Consider the following 17,232-nt stretch of genomic DNA (forward strand, 5'->3'; position numbering starts at 1 on the left):
CGAACAGCCGTTCCACCGACGTGGATCCGGCCATCCCACACCATGGATCCGGACAAGCGTAAGGGCGGGGCCCGTGCAGTTACCGAGCGGTATCGCTGCCGGGACGCGGCAAGCTAGGAGGTCTGGCCCTGCGTCCGAGCCGTCTCGTCGACCACGTCGTCCTCCTGGCTGCGGTTCGCCTCCAGGTTGGCCTTCACGCGGTCGACCTTCTGCACGATCTGCACGGAGGCGCGATCGCGCTCCTTGCGCAGCACGACGAAGCTGATGGGCGCGGAGAGCAGCAGCGCCAGCAGGACGACCCACATGCCGTTGGAGTCGCCGAGGCCACGCGGGGCGAGGCCGGAGTAGACGAGGCCCCAGACGACCACGAGGCAGCCCACGAAGATCCCGAGGCGCATCAGTGTGTAGCGGAGCATCTCAATCCACTCTTCCGATTCCAAAAAGGGCCACTGTCCAGTGAAGCACGCAGGGCGGCCGATCTTGCAGGGGGGTCGGGGTGGGTCATTCGAGCGGCAGCAGCATGATCACGTCTTCCCGGTCGTCGCCCGGCGCGACCCGGATGGCGTCCGGGATCCGGCCGACCTCCTTGTAACCGCAGGAGCCGTAGAAGCGTTCCAGGCCGAGGCCGCCGCGGCAGGTGAGTCGGATCGCCTCGATGCCGTCGAAGCCGCGGGCGGCCTGCTCGGCGGCCGCCAGCAGGTCACGGCCGTAGCCCTTGCCCTGGTGGCGGGGGTGCACCATCACCGTGTAGAGCCACGTCCAGTGGGCCATCAGCCGGTGTGTGTTGAAGGTGAGGAAGGCGGTCGCGGACACCTCGCCCGCCTCGTCGTGCCCGACCAGCAGCCGGCTGCGTCCCTCCACCATCCCCACGAAGTGCCGCACCAGTTCCGGGCGGATCGCTTCCCGCGTCACCGGCGGCACGAAGCCCACGGCTCCGCCCGCGTTGGAGACGTCGGTCCACAGGTCGAGGATGCCGTCACGGAGGTCGGGAGTGACGGCCGGGTCGAGTGTGAAGGTAAGAGGCACGGCGCAATCGTAGCCATTACATGGAGCGCGGCGAAAGCCACTACGCCAACGCCCGCGCCGCCACCTTCAGGTCCGAGACCAGCCCCGCGTACGCCGCCTCCCGGTCGGCGTCGTCCTGGGCCCGCAGCACCGACGACGGATGCACCGTCGCCACCAGCTTCTCCGGCCGGCCGTGGATCTCGCGCTCCAGCAGCGTTCCACGCACCTCCCCGACCCGGAACGACGACCCCAGCAGCGCCTTGCCCGCGCTCGCGCCCAGCAGCACGATCAGCTCGGGCTCCACGACGGCCAGTTCGGCGGCCAGCCAGGGGCCGCACGCGGTCATCTCGCGCAGGGTCGGCGCCTTGTGGATACGGCGCTTGCGGGGCTCGGCCTGCGTGAACTTGAAGTGCTTCACGGCGTTGGTGACGTACGCGTCCGCCGGGTCCAGGCCGGCCTCCTCCAGCGCCCTGTCGAGGAGACGCCCGGCCGGACCGACGAAGGGCTTGCCCTTCCGGTCCTCCTGGTCGCCGGGCTGCTCGCCGACGAGCATGACGCGGGCGTTCCGGTCACCGACGCCGAAGACGGTCTGCGTGGCGTCCCGGTGGAGGGGACAGCCCCGGCATCCGGCGGCGGCGCGGCGCAGGGCGGGCAGGCCACCACGGTCGGGGAGGAAGGGTTCAGCGGTGTAGGCGTCCTCGGGCGCCTTGGTGCTCACCATGGCGGACGGGTACCACGGCCCCGCCCGTCGGAATCACACCCGCATCGGCTGGGGGGACTCGCGGCGCAGCGGGTCCGGGCCGTCGTACTCCCGGATGATCTCGTAGCGCGTGTTCCGCTCCACCGGGCGGAAGCCGGCGTCCCGGATGAGGTCCAGCAGGTCCTCGCGGGTGAGCTTGTTCGGCGTACCGAAGTTGTCCGCGTCGTGGGTGATCTTGTACTCGACGACCGAGCCGTCCATGTCGTCGGCGCCGTGCTGGAGCGCCAGCTGGGCGGTCTGGACGCCGTGCATGACCCAGAAGACCTTGACGTGCGGGACGTTGTCGAACAGCAGACGGGACACCGCGAAGGTCTTCAGGGCCTCCGCGCCGGTCGCCATCTGGGTCCTGGCCTGAAGGCGGTTGCGGACCTTGCCGTCCTTCATGTCGACGAAGTCGTGCTGGTAGCGCAGGGGGATGAAGACCTGGAAGCCGCCCGTCTCGTCCTGCAGCTCACGCAGGCGCAGGACGTGGTCCACCCGGTGCCGCGGCTCCTCGATGTGGCCGTACAGCATGGTGCTCGGGGTCTTGAGACCCTTCTCGTGCGCCAGGCGGTGGATGCGGGACCAGTCCTCCCAGTGGGTGCGGTGGTCCACGATGTGCTGCCGGACCTCCCAGTCGAAGATCTCCGCGCCACCACCGGTGAGGGATTCCAGCCCGGCGTCGATGAGCTCGTCGAGGATCTCCGACGCCGACAGACCGCTGATCGTCTCGAAGTGGTGGATCTCCGTGGCCGTGAAGGCCTTCAGCGAGACGTTCGGGAGGGCGGCCTTCAACTCGCGCAGGGAGCGCGGGTAGTAGCGCCACGGGAGGTTCGGGTGCAGGCCGTTGACGATGTGCAGCTCGGTGAGGTTGTCCGACTCCATCGCCTTGGCGAGCTTGACGGCCTCCTCGATGCGCATCGTGTACGCGTCCTTCTCCCCCGGCTTGCGCTGGAAGGAGCAGTACGCGCAGGAGGCCGTACAGACGTTGGTCATGTTGAGGTGGCGGTTGACGTTGAAGTGGACGACGTCGCCGTTCTTGCGCGTGCGCACCTCGTGCGCGAGGCCGCCGAGCCACGCCAGGTCGTCCGACTCGTACAGCGCGATGCCGTCCTCGCGGGACAGCCGCTCACCGGAGCGGACCTTCTCCTCCAGCTCGCGCTTGAGCCCGACGTCCATGCGTGCACCTCTCTCGGAAAGACTCCGTAAACCGTACTCCCCGCCCCTTCGGGCGGGGCGACCGCCATCAGGCGCTACGCGTCCTCTTCGTCGGGCAGCTGTCCGACCCGGTTCTCCCACTTGGTGGAGAGCACGATGGTCGTACGGGTCCGGGAGACGCCCTTGGTGCCGCTGAGCCGGCGGATGATCTTCTCCAGCCCGTCCACGTCGGCCGCCCGGACCTTGAGCATGTACGAGTCGTCGCCCGCGATGAACCAGCAGTCCTCGATCTCACCCAGGTCCCGCAGGCGGCTCGCGACGTCCTCGTGGTCGGTGGCGTCGGACAGCGAGATGCCGATCAGCGCGGTGACGCCGAGGCCGAGCGAGGCGGCGTCGACGGTGGCGCGATAGCCGGTGATGACGCCGGCCGCCTCCAGCCGGTTGATGCGGTCGGTGACGCTGGGTCCCGACAGGCCGACGAGGCGTCCCAGCTCCGCGTAGGAAGCCCGGCCGTTCTCCCTCAGGGCCTGGATGAGCTGCCTGTCCACCGCGTCCATGCGATCGAAGCCTTCCGGTGAAGATGTCCCGAAGTGATGAGAGGTACTGCGACTTGCTCAGATGGCGTTCATGTCGTGCGGGTTCCGCCGCCGAGTTCGCCCTTCCAGCGGCGGTAGAGCCGGTGCTCGACGCCCGCCGCGTCGAGCACCCGTCCGGCGACGAAGTCGACCAGGTCCTGGATGTGGGTGGCCCCCGCGTAGAAGGCGGGTGAGGCGGGCACGACGGTGGCGCCCGCGTCGTCCAGGGTCACCAGGTGCCTCAGCGTCTGGCCGTTCAGCGGGGTCTCCCTGACGGCCACGACCAGCTTGCGCCCCTCCTTGAGGGCCACGCCCGCCGCGCGTTGGAGCAGGTCCTTCGACAGGCCCAGCGCGACGCCGGCGACACAGGCGGTGGAGGCGGGCACGATCAGCATGCCCTTCGTGGCGTACGACCCCGAGGACGGCCCGGCGGCGAGGTCCCCGGCGTTCCAGTACCGGACGCCGTCGATGTCCGGCTCGAAGGTCCCGGGCTTGCCGTCGGCGCCCCGCCCGAGCCACTCGCGCAGGTCGTCCTGCCAGTGGGCGTCGCGGAAGGAGATCCCGGTCTCGTCGAGGAGCGTGAGCCGTGACGCCCTGCTGACGACCAGGTCGACGCTCTCCCCCGCGGCGAGGAGCGCGCGCAGCACCGCGGCGGCGTATGGGGTGCCGGAAGCGCCGGACACCCCTACGATCCAAGGCGTACGCGGCGTCTCTCCTGGCTTGACTGGGTTCACGACACCGAGCCTATCCGGCCTCACGGGGTGGGAACCGACCAAGGGGGGCCGGGCGTTCCCCAGGGGGACGAGTTGGGCGGTGGGGTGGCCATGGCGGGTACGTCGGGTGTGGCGGGTACGTGGGGCGCGGAGCGGCGCGAGTGGTCGCGGGGTGACCGCGCGCGGACCGCGGCCAAGCTGATGCTGGTCTGGGTGGCGCTGCTGTGGCTGCTGGAAGTGGCCGACGTGCTCAGCGGGCACGCGCTGGACGGCTTCGGCATCGTCCCGCGCACCCCGTCCGAGCTGGTGGACGTCGTCCCGGCCGCGTTCATCCACTTCGGCTTCGCCCACGTCGCCGCGAACACAGTGCCGTTGCTGGTCCTCGGCTTCCTGGCCGCGCTCGGCGGCATACGCCGGTTCGCCGCCGTCTGTGCCCTGATCATCGTCGCCGACGGCCTCGGCGTCTGGCTGATATCCCCGTCCGGCACCAACACCGCGGGCGCCTCCGGCCTGATCTTCGGCCTCTTCGGCTACCTCCTGGTCACCGGCTTCGTGGAGCGCCGCCCGCTCGGCATCCTGTCCGGCGTGCTGGTGGCCGCGATCTGGGGCACCTCGATCCTGGCGGGCCTCGCCCCGACCCAGTCCGGCGTCAGCTGGCAGGGGCATCTGGTGGGGCTGGTGGCGGGGGTTGCGGCGGCGTTCGTGCTGCGGCGCCGGGCGGACGGGGCGCTCAGGAGGCGCCGGGCGAGTCAGGGTCCACAGGAAGGCGGCTTGTATCGACCGTGAGGCGTCCGATCTTGGTCTCCACAGTGACCTTGCCGTCGTAAGGAATCGTGTCACGTCCGCGGTAGCCGTCGGGTCCGGGATTCCAGAGCGTGACGAGGTGGGCCTTCTGCGGATCGAAAATCAGGTAGTTCGGGATTCCCCGAGCGGCGTACTGCCTGTTCTTGATCTCGTAGTCGTTGCGGACGCTGCTGGGCGAAACGACCTCGATGGCGAGTTCGATGAGATCAGGCGCGTATGAGGTCAGGTTTCGGTTCTTCTCGGCCGCCGGGATGATCGCGAGATCGGGACAGAACTCGAAGTCGTCGCTGAAGGGGATCGCAACATCGCTGATGAAGCCCCACTCCGGGCCCATCTGAGCTTCCAGCTGCATCCACAACCGCACGATGGTCTCGTTGTGGAACGGCCTGAGCGGACTCATCACGATGTTGCCCTCGACAATCTCCATCCGGTATCCGCGGAACATGTCCTCGTACCGGGCGAGCTGCGAGTGCAGGCGGTCGCTGTCCGAGATGGTCACGTCGGCCTCCCTCTCTCTGCACTCGATGGTAGGCCGCACCGTAGTCAGACGGTCAGCCCCCGAACCACAAGATCCAGCAGTGCACACACGAACAGGGCAATCCCGATGAACCCGTTGACGCTGAAGAACGCCCGGTTCAAGCGGGACAGGTCGTGCGGGCGGACGATCGAGTGCTCGTAGACGAACGCACCGGCGACGATCAGCAGGCCCAGCCAGAAGAAGGTGCCCGCGTCCGTGACCACCGCGTACCAGACGAACAACCCCGTGGTCACCGCATGGCACACCCGCGCTCCCCAGACCGCCGCCGGGATGCCGAAGCGGGCGGGGACCGACATGACGCCGGTCTCGCGGTCGGCGTCGACATCCTGGCAGGCGTAGATCAGGTCGAAGCCGCCGATCCAGATGCCGACGGCGAGACCGAGGATGACCGCGGTCCAGGACCACTCACCGGTGATCGCCAGCCAGCCGCCCACCGGGCCCATCGCCTGGGCGAGACCCAGGATGGCCTGCGGGAAGTTCGTGAAGCGTTTGCCGTAGGGGTAGACCACCATCGGGATCACCGCGATGGGGGCGAGGGCCAGGCACAGCGGGTTCAGCAGCGCCGCCGAGCCCAGGAAGATCACCAGGGCGATCAGGGCGCCGGTCCAGGCGTGCCGGACCGACATCGCGCCCGTCACCAGCTCGCGGTGCGCGGTGCGCGGATTACGGGCGTCGATCTCGCGGTCGATGATCCGGTTCACGGCCATGGCGAAGGTCCGCAGACCCACCATGCAGACCGTCACCAGGAGCAGCCGCCCCCAGTGGATGTTCTTGTCCCACTGGAACATCGCGGTGAGCGCGGCGATGTACGCGAACGGCAGCGCGAACACCGAGTGCTCGATCATGACGAGGCGGAGGAACGCCTTCGTGCGTCCTGGCTGCGGGATCGCGGCGGAGGCGCTGCTCACAGTCCGTACTCCTTCCAGCGGCGGTCGACCTTCGCCGCCGTTTCCGGGTCGGACTCGACCATGTCGGGCCAGCCGCCGTCACGGGTGTAGCCCTCCTCGGGCCACTTCTCCGTCGCGTCGATGCCCGCCTTGCCGCCCCAGAACTGCTGGTAGGAGGCATGGTCGAGGTGGTCGACGGGGCCTTCGACGACCGTGAGGTCACGGGCGTAGTCGGTGTTGCCGAGCGCCCGCCAGGCGACCTCGTGCAGGTCGTGGACGTCGCAGTCGGAGTCGACGACCACGATCAGCTTGGTCAGGGACATCATGTGCGCGCCCCAGATCGCATGCATCGTCTTCTGTGCGTGCTTCGGGTACTTCTTGTCGATCGAGACGATCGCGCAGTTGTGGAAACCGCCGGCTTCCGGCAGGTGGTAGTCCACGATGTCCGGGATGATGATCTTCAGCAGCGGGAGGAAGAAGCGTTCCGTCGCACGCCCCAGCGGTCCGTCCTCCGTCGGAGGCCTGCCCACGACGATCGACTGGAGCAACGGCCGCTTCCGCATGGTCACGCAGTCGATCTTCAGCGCCGGGAACGGCTCCTGCGGCGTGTAGAAACCGGTGTGGTCGCCGAACGGCCCCTCCGGCAGCATCTCACCGGGCTCCAGCCACCCTTCCAGCACGACCTCGGCCTGCGCCGGCACCTGCAACGGCACCGTCTTGCAGTCCACCATCTCGATCCGCTTGCCGGAGACGAACCCGGCGAACAAGTACTCGTCGATGTCACCGGGAAGCGGGGCGGTGGACGCGTACGTCACGGCGGGCGGACACCCGAAGGCGATGGCGACCGGCAGCCGCTCGCCCCGCCGCGCCGCGACCTGGTAGTGGTTCCGGCTGTCCTTGTGGATCTGCCAGTGCATGCCGATCGTGCGCTTGTCGTGGCGCTGGAGGCGGTACAGCCCCAGATTCCGTACGCCCGACTCCGGGTCCTTGGTGTGCGTGAGCCCGAGGTTGAAGAAGGAGCCGCCGTCCTTGGGCCAGGTGAACAGGGCGGGCAGCTGCTCCAGGTCGACGTCGTCGCCGTGCAGCACGACCTCCTGCACGGGCGCGCCCGCCGACTTCACCTTCTTCGGCGGTACGTGCGTCATGGCGCCGAGCTTCCCGAAGGCCTCGCGGACCCCGACGAAGCCGTGCGGCAGCTCGGGCTTGAGCAGCCCGCCGATCTTGTCGGAGATCTCGCCGTACGACTTCAGGCCGAGGGCCTTGAGCAGTCGCCGGTCCGTCCCGAAGACATTCATCGCGAGGGGCATCGAGGAGCCCTTCACGTTCTCGAAGAGCAGCGCGGGACCGCCGGACTTCTGTACGCGGTCGACGATCTCCCCGACCTCGAGATACGGATCGACCTCAGCCTTGACGCGCTTGAGGTCGCCTTCGCGCTCCAGCGCCCTGAGCAGGGAACGAAGATCGTCGTAAGCCATGGGGTCAAGTATCCCCGAGCGGCTACCCTGGCCCTGAACCCGGGGGCCGCACCCCGGTCCGACGACCGTTTCGCTGGAGAGGGGCCCATGCTCCGCGTGCTGATGTTTCTCGTGCCACTGGCGCTGAGCGTGTACGCATTCATCGACTGCATCAGCACGAAGGAGGACGAGATCCGGCACATGCCCAAGCCGCTGTGGGCCATCCTCGTCCTGGTCTTCCCGCTGGTCGGCTCGATCTCCTGGCTCATCGCGGGCAAGAAGCGCAGCCCGGCGGCCGAGGGCTGGTCCGGGGTCAGGGACAACCGGCGCCGGCGGCAGTGGGTCGCACCCGATGACAACCCCGACTTCCTGAAGTCGCTGGACCAGGACGACGACGGGACGAAGGACGACAAGCCGAAGCGGGACGAGCCCTGACGCGGAGCTGCGGCTCCCCCGAGGGACGCGCGGAGCGACCGGTCTACGCCCCGTACAGCTCGCGCAGCTCCCTCAGTCGTGCCAGTTCCCGTGCCGCGGCCGCGCGATTGCCGAGGTCGAGGGCCATCGTGCCGCGGCCGTAGGCGTAGAAGACGTCCTCGCACGTCTGCGGGTCGAGTCCGCGCACCCTGCGCAGGGCGAAGAAGCAGACGTCCAGGGAGAGCTTCGTCCCCGACAGCCAGTCGCGGGCCGGGGTCGTGAGGTGCTCGCGCAGGACGTCCTTGACGTGGTCGCGCGTCAGGCGGTCGGCCTCGTCGGGGCGGGGGACGCCGGGATGGTGCGGGTGATCCGCGAGATCGTCCGCCCAGTCGACCAGCGTCCGCACGATCTCCTGGGCCGTGTCGACGTCGTCCGGATCCGACGCGAGCAACCGCACCGCCAGTTCCCTGGCCGCACGGCGCCGTTCCTCGTCGTCACCGCACGCGGCCACGAAGGCGGCCAGCGCACCACCTCGCTGACGCATCTCGGCAACCCGCCAAGCCCACTCCCGACTCGCCACAAAACCTCCCGCCCCGGTGTCCCTCGTGATCACCGGGCCACGCCACACAACACCCGACGCGGCCCGCCCCGCCACCGAATTAGCGGCGTCGAGTTCGCCGCCCACCCCGGCGAACGGCCTGCGTACGCCGGACACGGTGACGCGCTTCGCGCACTTCGAGGGGGGAGGGCCGGGGGAGGCTCCGTCGTTGCGGCGTTTGGGTAGTCATCCCAGGTCACCCCCGCGTCTCCCGCACAGGAAAGTGAGTGGCATGGAGCTCTTGGATCACGCGACGGCCCGCACCTGGCTGGCCACCGCCGTCGCGGAGGCGCGCGCCGGGCTCGCCGAGGGCGGTATCCCGATCGGTGCCGCGCTCCATGCCCCGGACGGGGCGGTCCTCGGCCGCGGCCACAACCGCCGTGTGCAGGACGGTGACCCCTCGATGCACGCGGAGACGGCCGCGTTCCGGGCGGCGGGACGGCAGCGGTCGTATCGCGGAACGACCATGGTGACCACGCTCTCGCCCTGCTGGTACTGCTCAGGACTGGTACGGCAGTTCGGGATCTCCCGCGTCGTCATCGGCGAGGCGGTCACCTTCCACGGCGGGCACGACTGGCTGGCCGAGCACGGCGTGGAGGTCGTGCTCCTCGACGACCCCGAGTGCATCGGGATGATGCGCGACTTCATCAGGAACAATCCGGCACTGTGGAACGAGGACATCGGTGAGTGAGCCACGAATTCCCACGATCGACCTCGGGCCCTGGCTCGACGGCGACGCCCGGACGCGCGGCGCGATCGCCCGCACCGTCGACGAGGCCCTGCAGACCGCCGGCTTCCTGCTGGTCACCGGGCACGGCGTGGACCCGGCGCTGCGCGAGCGGATCCGGGAGGCGGCCCGCGCCTTCTTCGTACTCCCCGCCGAGGCGAAGCAGGCCTACGAGGCCAAGGTCGGCGGCCGCGGCTGGCTCGGCCCCGGCGCCGAGGCCAACGGCTACGCGGAAGGCACCGAGACCCCGCCGGACCTGAAGGAGTCGCTGACCTTCGCGACGCACGAGCCCTTCGAGGACCCGGTCGTCAACGCCGAGTGGTACGCGCCGAACGTCTGGCCCGCCGAAGTGCCCGAACTTCAGGCGCTGTGCGAGGAGTACCTCGCGCGGATGGGCGAGCTGGAGAACCGGCTCCTCGCCCTGCTCGGCGAGGCCCTCGGCCTCGAACCCGACTTCTTCACCCGGCACATGGCCCACCCGACATACGGCTTCAACATCAACTGGTACCCGGGAGCCGAGGTGATCGGTGCGCCGGAGCCCGGTCAGTTCCGCATCGGGCCGCACACCGACTTCGGGACCGTGACGATCCTCGACCGGCAGGCCGGGAAGGGCGGGTTGCAGGTCTACACGGACGAGGGCGGCTGGGAGGACGCGCCGTTCGACCCTGACGCCTTCACCATCAACATCGGTGATCTGATGGCCCGTTGGACCGGTGACCGGTGGCGGTCCGGCCGGCATCGCGTCCTGCCGCCGCCCGCCGACGCCCCCGCCGAGGAGCTGATGTCCCTCGTCTACTTCGGGGAGTGCACGCCCGGCACCCGCGTGGAGTCGGTGCCCGCGCCCGTGGGACGGGTGGCGTACACGCCGGTGGACTCGCATGTGTATCTGCGGGAGAAGCTGGACTCGATCACCGTCAACTGATCGCCGCCCGCCGATCCTCGTCAACCGGCCGCCGCCCGTTAATGACCGTCGGATGATCACGGTCGGGTGATCGCAACGAGCCGTTTCCGAGAAAGGGTTGCCTCGTTGGGCGGGATACCACCCTTTCGGGTGTGTCCCCCGCCGCGAATGGAGCCGCCCGTGCGAATGACTGACATCCAGCGCTGCGAGGTCCGACCCGGACGACTCGTCGAATGGACGTTCAGTCCGGCGACCGTGGCGACGGCGACCGACCTCCCGGAGGACTCCCGCCCACCGGCGTACATCCAGGAGTCACACATCAGGACCGCCCGGTCCGTGCGCGAGGACGGCCTGTTCGTGCCGACCTGGCTCGGTACCGCCTTCGACCTCCTGGGCCGGGCCGACCTCGACGCGCTGGAGGAGGCGCTGCGCGGCTGGACGCTGCGGCACGAGACGCTGCGCAGCGGCTTCCGGTGGTCCGGCCGGCCCGGCGACGACGTACGCCGGTTCACGCTCGACGCCGATTCCGTGTCCCTGCACCGCACGGAGGTGGGCGAGTTCACCGACCCCACGCTCCTCGTGCAGCATCTCCAGGACCGCTTCGACGTCACCGCGGACGCACTGCGCTGGCCCAACCTCATCTACACGGCGGTCGTCCGCGACAACTCCACCAGCGTGTACATGGCCTTCGACCACAGCAACGTCGACGCCCACTCCATCCAGCGCATCCCCGCCGAGATCCAGGAGCTCTACGCCGCGTGCCTTGCCGGTGAGACCGTCGAAGGGGCGTCCGCCGGCAGCTACGTCGACTTCTGCGCGATCGAGCGGACGGACGCCGACCGGATCGACGGCAGCCACGACATCGTGGGCCGCTGGCGCGAGTTCATCCGGCGCTGCGACGGCAGGCTGCCCAAGTTCCCCGTCGATCTGGGCCTGGACCCCGAGGGCGGGCTGCCCACCCAGAAACTGCTGCGCGAGCCGCTCACCGACGCGGACACCGCCGCCGCGTTCGAGGCGTACTGCCGTCCCTACGGCGGCAGTTCGGTCGGCATCCTGGCCGCGACCGCCCTCATCGGCCACGAGATCGGCGACGAACCCGTCTACCGCACCGTCGTGCCGTTCCACACCCGCGTGAAGACCCGGTGGTCCGACTCCGTCGGCTGGTACGTCGGCGGCGCGCCCATCGAGATCCCCATGGAGCAGGCCCACGACCTGCCCAGCGCCCTGCGCACGGTACGCGCCGCGCTGCACGCCAACCGGCATCTGGCCCGCATTCCGCTGGCCCGGGTGCTCAGCCTGCTGGGCGCCGACTTCCGCCCCACGTCACCCGACCTGTACTCGATCGTCTCCTTCGTCGACACCCGCGGCATCCCGGGGTCCGGGCAGTGGGCCGAGCACAAGGCGTACGGGCTGATCAGGGTGTCGTACGGCGACCAGGTGTGCGCGTGGGTCACCCGGCTGCACGAAGGCCTGTGGTTCGCGAGCCGCTACCCGGACACCGACGTCGCGCAGAAGAACATGCGGCTGTACGTGGAGCGACTGCGGGACGTCATCGCCTCGACCGTCTCCTAGTCCGGGACGGCCCTCAGGAGCCGCCGCCCTCCAGCACCTCGATCAACCTCTCGAAGCGGGCCCGCCAGCGCTGCTCCGACTCCGTCTCGCCCTGGAACTCGTGCGTGAAGCGCAGGGCGGTCCCCGTCTCGCCGTCCCGTTCCAGGTGGAACCGCAGGCGTCCGCCGTCCTCCACCGTGTACTCGGCGACCCGCTCCACGTCCCATGCGGTGACCTGCCCGGATCCGACGTCCCGCAGTGCGATCGCGCCGCCGAGCCGGGGTTCCAGGACATCGGCGGGCGTGAACCAGGACGCGAGCCCTTCGGGGGTGCCGAGCGCCGGCCAGACCGCCTCGACGGGCCGGGGAAGCCGCACCAGGAAGTGCAGGATGTGCGTGTTCCCGTGGGTCTGGCTGATGCCCTGTTCTACGGAACCGCTCATGACACCAGCCTGACCCCGCCCGGGACGATGCGCACCCGTTACGGGCGCTGACCTGCACAGTCGGCTACGGCCCGCTCCAGGATCGCCGTGTTACTCGTGACCCGGCCCTTCTTGATCTTCGAGTCGAAGATCCACTCGTCCCGGGTCGGGCTGTCCGCGGCGGCCGTGTGCCTTCGGGTCGCGCGGCGCATGTTGCGCGTGACGCTGGTGGCGATGCCGAGCAGCCAGGGGCGTGGCGAACCGCCCTCCTCGTCGAGCCTGTGACGCAGCCGCCAGGCCTCCAGGAAGGTCAGCGAGACGACGTCCTCGGCCACGGACCACTCGCCGGTGAGCCGGAAGGCGTGGTTGTAGACGGAGCGTGCGTACGCGTCTAAGAGCTCACCGAAAGCGTCGTGGTCCCCCGCGCGGATGCGTTTCCGCAGATTCGTATCCGCGGCTTCTACCTGTCCGTACGACGAAGGCCGGTTCCCATGACGCGAGTCACAGGAACCGGCCTTGGCCGCAAGGGACTTACACCCCGGCGTAGGAGTGCTTGCCGGAGACGAAGATGTTCACGCCGTAGTAGTTGAACAGCCAGCAGCCGAAGGCGATCAGGGCCAGGTAGGCGGCCTTGCGGCCCTTCCAGCCGGCCGTGGCGCGGGCGTGCAGGTAGCAGGCGTAGGCGACCCAGGTGATGAAGGACCAGGTCTCCTTGGGGTCCCAGCCCCAGTAGCGGCCCCAGGCGTCGCCCGCCCAGATGGCGCCCGCGATGATCGTGAACGTCCACAGCGGGAAGACGGCGGCGTTGACGCGGTAGGAGAACTTGTCGAGGGACGCCGAGGCGGGCAGCCGGTCGAGGACGGAGTTCGCGAAGCGGCCGGGGGTGCCGCCGCTGGCGAGCTTGTTCTCGTAGCTGTCCTTGAAGAGGTAGAGCAGCGTGGACATCGCGCCGACGTAGAAGACCGCGCCGCAGAAGATCGCCGTGGAGACGTGGATGTACAGCCAGTACGAGTGAAGGGCGGGAACCAACTGGTCGCTGGCGGTGTACAAGACAGTGACGGCGAGGCCGAGATCGAGGAGGACCGTGGTGATCAGGAAGAGCCCGAGCCAGCGCACGTTCTTCTTCAGCGCGAGCAGCGACAGGTACACCCCGACGGCCACGGTGGAGAAGGTGATGTTGAACTCGTACATGTTGCCCCACGGCGCCCGCTCCACCGACAGAGCCCGAGTGAGCACACCACCGAACTCGATCAGGAAGGCGAGCGCGGTGAGGGAGATGGCGATACGCCCGTAGAGGTCACCCTGCGCGTCCCCACCGTGCGCCCCGGGCCCGTCCGGCACGTCCCGCTGACCGGCGGTGGCCCGTACGACGACCTTCGGCCGCTCCAGTACGGCGGTGGAGCCCTTCTTGTTCACGGTGACGGCGGGCGCGGCGGCTGCCTTGGCGGCCTTCGCCGGGGTGAGCGCGGCGGCCGTGCGGCCGACCTTGCTGCGGCTGCCGAGGAGCCACTCGGCGATGTACGCGAAGAACGCCAGGGTGTAGACGGCCATCGACGAGTAGATCAGCGTGTTGCTGATGTTCGCCAGGTTTTCGTTGGTGGCGGCGGCCAGCTCGGTCGCGGCGGCGAGAGTCACTTGGTGTCAGCCCCTTCGGCGGGTGCGACTTGGGGGTCGGGGGAAGCTTCGGAATCTGCGGGGTCGTCGACGGCGTCGGGAGCGCCCGGCGCCTGCTCGTACAGGATTCCGGCGAGGTCGCCGAGTTCCTCGGGCACCTTGGCGGACTCGCTGCGGCCGAGGCCGGCCATCTCGACGACGGTGACGCCGTCGGGGCCGGTGACTGCCCGCACCCAGACACGGCGGCGTTGGATGAAGAGGGAGGCGGCGAGACCGAAGATCGCGGCGAGGGAACCGGCGAGCGCCCAGCCACTGCCCGGCTGGCGGGCGACCTGGAAGCCGGCCCACTCCTTGATCTCCTTCTCCAAGGTGATCGAGCCGGCGCCGTCCGGGAGCTTCATGGTCTCGCCGGGCTTCAGGTTCTCCCTGAGCTGTGCGCCCTTGGAGTCCTTGAACCCCTTCAGGTTCTTCTTGTTCAGCTGGTACACGCTCTGCGGGAGGCCCGCGTTGACACCGAGGTCACCGTGGTAGGCCTCCAGGTTCAGCACCGGGTTCAGCAGCGCCGGGAACTGCGAGGCGATCTCGTTGCCCTTGACGTAGGAGGGGAGGAAGAAGGCCTGGAAGCCGAGCTGGTCCCACTTGCCCTTGGCGTCGCGGTAGCCGTCCATGACCTTGATCGCACCGGTGGAGGTGACGTTGCCGTCGAGCGGCAGCAGCGGCACCGCGTCGCTGTAGACGACCTTGCCCTTGCCGTCGCGGACGGTGACGACGGGGGCGTAGCCATGGCTGACGAGGTAGACCTTCGAGTCGCCGATCTCCAGCGGCTCGTTGACCTCGATGGTGGACTTCTCCTCCTTGCCGAAGGCGCCCACGCTGTAGGTGACGTCCGCCTTGTAGACACGCGGGGTGCCGCGGTTGGGGCCGGACGGCTCGTACCTGCCGACGAAGTTCTTCAGGTTGAAGCTGAACGGATCCAGGTCGTCCTGGCTGAAGAGGCTGCCGGACTTGAAGTCGTCGTACTGGGTGAGAGTGTTGGAGAAACCACCGCCCTCGACGATCAGCTTGTTGCCCTCGGACTTGAACAACTGGCCCCAGGCGAAGGCGATCAGCATCACGATCAGCGCGATGTGGAAGGCGAGGTTGCCGATCTCGCGCAGATAGCCCTTCTCGGCGGCGACGGCGTCACCGGAGAGATGGGCGCGGAAGCGGCGCTTCTCGAGCAGCGCAAGCGCGGCGTCGCGGACCTGCTCGGGCTCGGCCTCGGTGCGCCATGTGGTGTAGGCGGGCAGCCGGGTCAGGCGCCTCGGGGCGGCAGGCGGACGGCCGCGCAGCTGGCCGACGAACTGCCAGGTGCGCGGGACGATGCAGCCGATGAGGGAGACGAACAGCAGGATGTAGATCGCGGAGAACCACACCGAGCTGTAGACGTTGAAGAGGCCGAGCTTGTCGTAGATCGGCGCGAGGGTCTCGTGTGCCTTGCGGAACTCGGCGACCTTCGTCTCGTCGATGCCGCTCTGCGGGATGAGCGAGCCGGGGATCGCACCGAGCGACAGCAGCAGAAGCAGCAGCAGCGCGACCCGCATCGAGGTGAGCTGCCGCCAGAACCAGCGGGCCCAGCCGATGACGCCGAGGGAGGGAAGGTTGGAGATCTCCTCGGCGGGGGCGGTGGAGAGCTGGGCGCCCGCGGTGCCGAGTTCCTGGTCGTCGGCGGGCGGGGTCGTGTCGGTTGTCGTCTTGCTCATCGATCAGATCCCCACAGTGAAGCCGTTGGACCAGACCTGCATCTCCTGCACGATGCGGTCCCACGCGCCGGTCAGCAGCAGCACACCGGTCACGATCATCATGGTGCCGCCGATGCGCATCACCCAGACATAGTGGCGCTTGACCCAGGCGAAGGCGCCGAGGGCCTTGCGGAAGGCTACGGCAGCGAGCACGAAGGGGATGCCGAGGCCGAGGCAGTAGGCGACGGTCAGTATGGCGCCGCGTGCGGCACTGGCCTCGTTGATGGCGAGCGTCTGCACGGAGGACAGGGTCGGGCCGATGCACGGCGTCCAGCCGATACCGAACAGCGCGCCCAGCAGGGGCGCACCGGCGAGTCCGGTGGTCGGCCTGGTGTGGAAGCGGAACTCCCGCTGGGTGAGCCAGGGCATCATCCCCATGAAGAAGACGCCCATGAGGATCATCAGGACGCCGAGGATCTTCGACAGGACGTCCTTGTGCTCCTGAAGGGTCGAGCCCCAGTAGCCGAACAGCGCACCGCCGGAGACGAACACGACGGTGAAGCCGAGCACGAACAGGGAGGCCCCGGCGACCATGCGTCCGCGGCGGGCCTCCGCCAGGTCGGTGCCACTGACTCCGGTGACGTACGACAGATAGCCGGGGACGAGGGGCAGGACGCACGGGGAGAAAAAGGAGACGAGCCCGCCGAGCATCGCGATCGGCAGCGCCAGCAGCAGGGCACCGTGCAGCACGGTGCCGTTGTACTCCGCGGCGAGGGTGAGCGCTCCAGCCACGTCACTTCTCCGCGAGGACCGGCTCGATCATGCCCCGCAGCGACTCCTCGCTCAGGGGCTGCAGCGCACGCGCCGCGACCTTGCCGTCCCGGTCGATGACCAGGGTGGAGGGGATCAGCTGCGGGTTGAGCGTGCCCTTCTCGAAGCGGAGCATCAGCTTGCCCGTCGGGTCGTACAGGCTCGGGTAGGTGATCCCCTGCTCCTTCTCGAAGGCGAGCGCGGGGGTGGTGCTGGTGTCGCGGGTGTTGATGCCGACGAACTGGACGCCCTGGTCCTTGAGGTCGGTGGACACCTTCTCGAAGTTCTTCGCCTCGAGCCGGCAGGGCGGGCACCACGATCCCCACACGTTGACGACGAGGATCTTGCCCTTGTAGTCGGCGGTGGTCAGCTTCTTGTCGTCGACGGTCTTGCCGTCCAGCACGGGTGCCGTGGTCCGCTTGCCCTGCGCGACCGTGGCGATGCCGTTGTTGCCGGTGACGAAGTTGGTGTCACCGCCGCCGCCCGACGTGCCACCGGAGCTGCACGCGGACAGGGTCAGCGCGGTGGCCGCGGCTGTCGCGGTGAGCAGGACGAGACGTCGACGGTTCGAGCGCTGGGGGGCGCTTGCGGCACTCATGTGA

The 17,232-nt window shown here is 69.0% G+C and carries 20 protein-coding genes and 1 pseudogene; 5 read left to right on the forward strand and 16 right to left on the reverse strand.

Annotated features, from left to right (window positions below):
* Positions 1-113: 113 nt before the first annotated feature.
* From OHT51_RS18415 to OHT51_RS18440, 6 genes are all read right to left on the reverse strand, one after another.
* Positions 114-416 carry a DUF4229 domain-containing protein gene (locus OHT51_RS18415; RefSeq protein ID WP_328880028.1) on the reverse strand — a complete coding sequence of 101 codons (303 nt, stop codon included), beginning with the start codon at positions 414-416 and terminating at the stop codon, positions 114-116.
* 85 nt (positions 417-501) lie between these two features.
* Entirely contained in the window at positions 502-1,026 is a 525-nt protein-coding gene (locus OHT51_RS18420; protein ID WP_328880029.1) for a GNAT family N-acetyltransferase, read from the reverse strand.
* A 40-nt stretch (positions 1,027-1,066) separates the two neighbouring features.
* Positions 1,067-1,726: a UdgX family uracil-DNA binding protein gene (locus OHT51_RS18425; RefSeq protein ID WP_328880030.1), complete on the reverse strand. Its 660-nt coding sequence runs from the start codon at positions 1,724-1,726 to the stop codon at positions 1,067-1,069.
* Between the two features lie 33 nt (positions 1,727-1,759).
* The gene (mqnE, locus tag OHT51_RS18430; RefSeq protein ID WP_328880031.1) at positions 1,760-2,923 is read right to left on the reverse strand and encodes an aminofutalosine synthase MqnE; all 1,164 of its coding nucleotides are present in this window, start codon (positions 2,921-2,923) and stop codon (positions 1,760-1,762) included.
* A 74-nt stretch (positions 2,924-2,997) separates the two neighbouring features.
* Positions 2,998-3,459, reverse strand: coding sequence for an Lrp/AsnC family transcriptional regulator (locus OHT51_RS18435; RefSeq protein ID WP_328880032.1), 462 nt, complete (start codon positions 3,457-3,459; stop codon positions 2,998-3,000).
* 68 nt (positions 3,460-3,527) lie between these two features.
* Complete coding sequence (locus OHT51_RS18440; protein WP_328880033.1) at positions 3,528-4,211, reverse strand: UbiX family flavin prenyltransferase; 684 nt, start codon at positions 4,209-4,211, stop codon at positions 3,528-3,530.
* Between the two features lie 90 nt (positions 4,212-4,301).
* Here OHT51_RS18440 and OHT51_RS18445 point away from each other — a divergent pair, with 90 nt between their 5' ends.
* Positions 4,302-4,976 carry a rhomboid family intramembrane serine protease gene (locus OHT51_RS18445; RefSeq protein WP_328880034.1) on the forward strand — a complete coding sequence of 225 codons (675 nt, stop codon included), beginning with the start codon at positions 4,302-4,304 and terminating at the stop codon, positions 4,974-4,976.
* Here the strand turns inward: OHT51_RS18445 and OHT51_RS18450 are convergent.
* Genes OHT51_RS18450 through OHT51_RS18460 form a run of 3 tightly spaced genes read right to left on the reverse strand, consistent with a single transcriptional unit; the run spans position 4,921 to position 7,894 of the window.
* Entirely contained in the window at positions 4,921-5,493 is a 573-nt protein-coding gene (locus tag OHT51_RS18450) for a Uma2 family endonuclease (protein WP_328880035.1), read from the reverse strand. The two genes, OHT51_RS18445 and OHT51_RS18450, sit on opposite strands and share 56 nt — an antisense overlap.
* A gap of 44 nt (positions 5,494-5,537) precedes the next feature.
* Complete coding sequence (mqnP, locus tag OHT51_RS18455) at positions 5,538-6,440, reverse strand: menaquinone biosynthesis prenyltransferase MqnP (RefSeq protein WP_328880036.1); 903 nt, start codon at positions 6,438-6,440, stop codon at positions 5,538-5,540.
* A complete protein-coding gene (locus OHT51_RS18460) occupies positions 6,437-7,894 on the reverse strand; it encodes a menaquinone biosynthesis decarboxylase (RefSeq protein ID WP_328880037.1) in 1,458 nt (485 codons plus the stop codon). The genes mqnP and OHT51_RS18460 overlap by 4 nt, the downstream gene beginning before the upstream one ends.
* Positions 7,895-7,981: 87 nt before the next feature.
* Between OHT51_RS18460 and OHT51_RS18465 the strand changes: the two genes are divergently transcribed.
* A complete protein-coding gene (locus tag OHT51_RS18465; RefSeq protein ID WP_328880038.1) occupies positions 7,982-8,308 on the forward strand; it encodes a PLD nuclease N-terminal domain-containing protein in 327 nt (108 codons plus the stop codon).
* A gap of 43 nt (positions 8,309-8,351) precedes the next feature.
* Here OHT51_RS18465 and OHT51_RS18470 read toward each other — a convergent pair whose 3' ends face one another.
* On the reverse strand, positions 8,352-8,831 hold the full coding sequence (locus OHT51_RS18470; RefSeq protein WP_328880039.1) for a hypothetical protein: 480 nt from the start codon (positions 8,829-8,831) through the stop codon (positions 8,352-8,354).
* A gap of 286 nt (positions 8,832-9,117) precedes the next feature.
* Between OHT51_RS18470 and OHT51_RS18475 the strand changes: the two genes are divergently transcribed.
* From OHT51_RS18475 to OHT51_RS18485, 3 genes are all read left to right on the forward strand, one after another.
* The gene (locus OHT51_RS18475; protein WP_328880040.1) at positions 9,118-9,576 is read left to right on the forward strand and encodes a nucleoside deaminase; all 459 of its coding nucleotides are present in this window, start codon (positions 9,118-9,120) and stop codon (positions 9,574-9,576) included.
* Positions 9,569-10,534, forward strand: coding sequence for an isopenicillin N synthase family dioxygenase (locus OHT51_RS18480; protein WP_328880041.1), 966 nt, complete (start codon positions 9,569-9,571; stop codon positions 10,532-10,534). Before OHT51_RS18475 ends, OHT51_RS18480 begins: the two co-directional genes overlap by 8 nt.
* Positions 10,535-10,693: 159 nt before the next feature.
* Entirely contained in the window at positions 10,694-12,085 is a 1,392-nt protein-coding gene (locus OHT51_RS18485) for a condensation domain-containing protein (protein ID WP_328880042.1), read from the forward strand.
* A gap of 13 nt (positions 12,086-12,098) precedes the next feature.
* Here the strand turns inward: OHT51_RS18485 and OHT51_RS18490 are convergent, their stop codons facing one another.
* The 6 genes and pseudogenes from OHT51_RS18490 to OHT51_RS18515 form a co-directional block, all read right to left on the reverse strand.
* Positions 12,099-12,506 carry an SRPBCC domain-containing protein gene (locus tag OHT51_RS18490; RefSeq protein WP_328880043.1) on the reverse strand — a complete coding sequence of 136 codons (408 nt, stop codon included), beginning with the start codon at positions 12,504-12,506 and terminating at the stop codon, positions 12,099-12,101.
* A 134-nt stretch (positions 12,507-12,640) separates the two neighbouring features.
* A pseudogene (locus OHT51_RS18495) lies at positions 12,641-12,928 on the reverse strand (RNA polymerase sigma factor); the annotation flags it as partial.
* Between the two features lie 88 nt (positions 12,929-13,016).
* The gene (gene ccsB / locus OHT51_RS18500) at positions 13,017-14,120 is read right to left on the reverse strand and encodes a c-type cytochrome biogenesis protein CcsB (RefSeq protein WP_328880044.1); all 1,104 of its coding nucleotides are present in this window, start codon (positions 14,118-14,120) and stop codon (positions 13,017-13,019) included.
* Positions 14,117-15,841: a cytochrome c biogenesis protein ResB gene (gene resB, locus OHT51_RS18505; protein ID WP_328880045.1), complete on the reverse strand. Its 1,725-nt coding sequence runs from the start codon at positions 15,839-15,841 to the stop codon at positions 14,117-14,119. The genes ccsB and resB overlap by 4 nt, the downstream gene beginning before the upstream one ends.
* 3 nt (positions 15,842-15,844) lie before the next feature.
* Positions 15,845-16,612: a cytochrome c biogenesis CcdA family protein gene (locus OHT51_RS18510; RefSeq protein ID WP_328880046.1), complete on the reverse strand. Its 768-nt coding sequence runs from the start codon at positions 16,610-16,612 to the stop codon at positions 15,845-15,847.
* Position 16,613: 1 nt separating this feature from the next.
* Complete coding sequence (locus OHT51_RS18515) at positions 16,614-17,228, reverse strand: TlpA family protein disulfide reductase (RefSeq protein WP_328880047.1); 615 nt, start codon at positions 17,226-17,228, stop codon at positions 16,614-16,616.
* Between the last annotated feature and the right edge of the window lie 4 nt (positions 17,229-17,232).

The sequence above is a fragment of the Streptomyces sp. NBC_00299 genome (assembly GCF_036173045.1).
GTDB classification, from domain to species: Bacteria; Actinomycetota; Actinomycetes; order Streptomycetales; family Streptomycetaceae; genus Streptomyces; species Streptomyces machairae.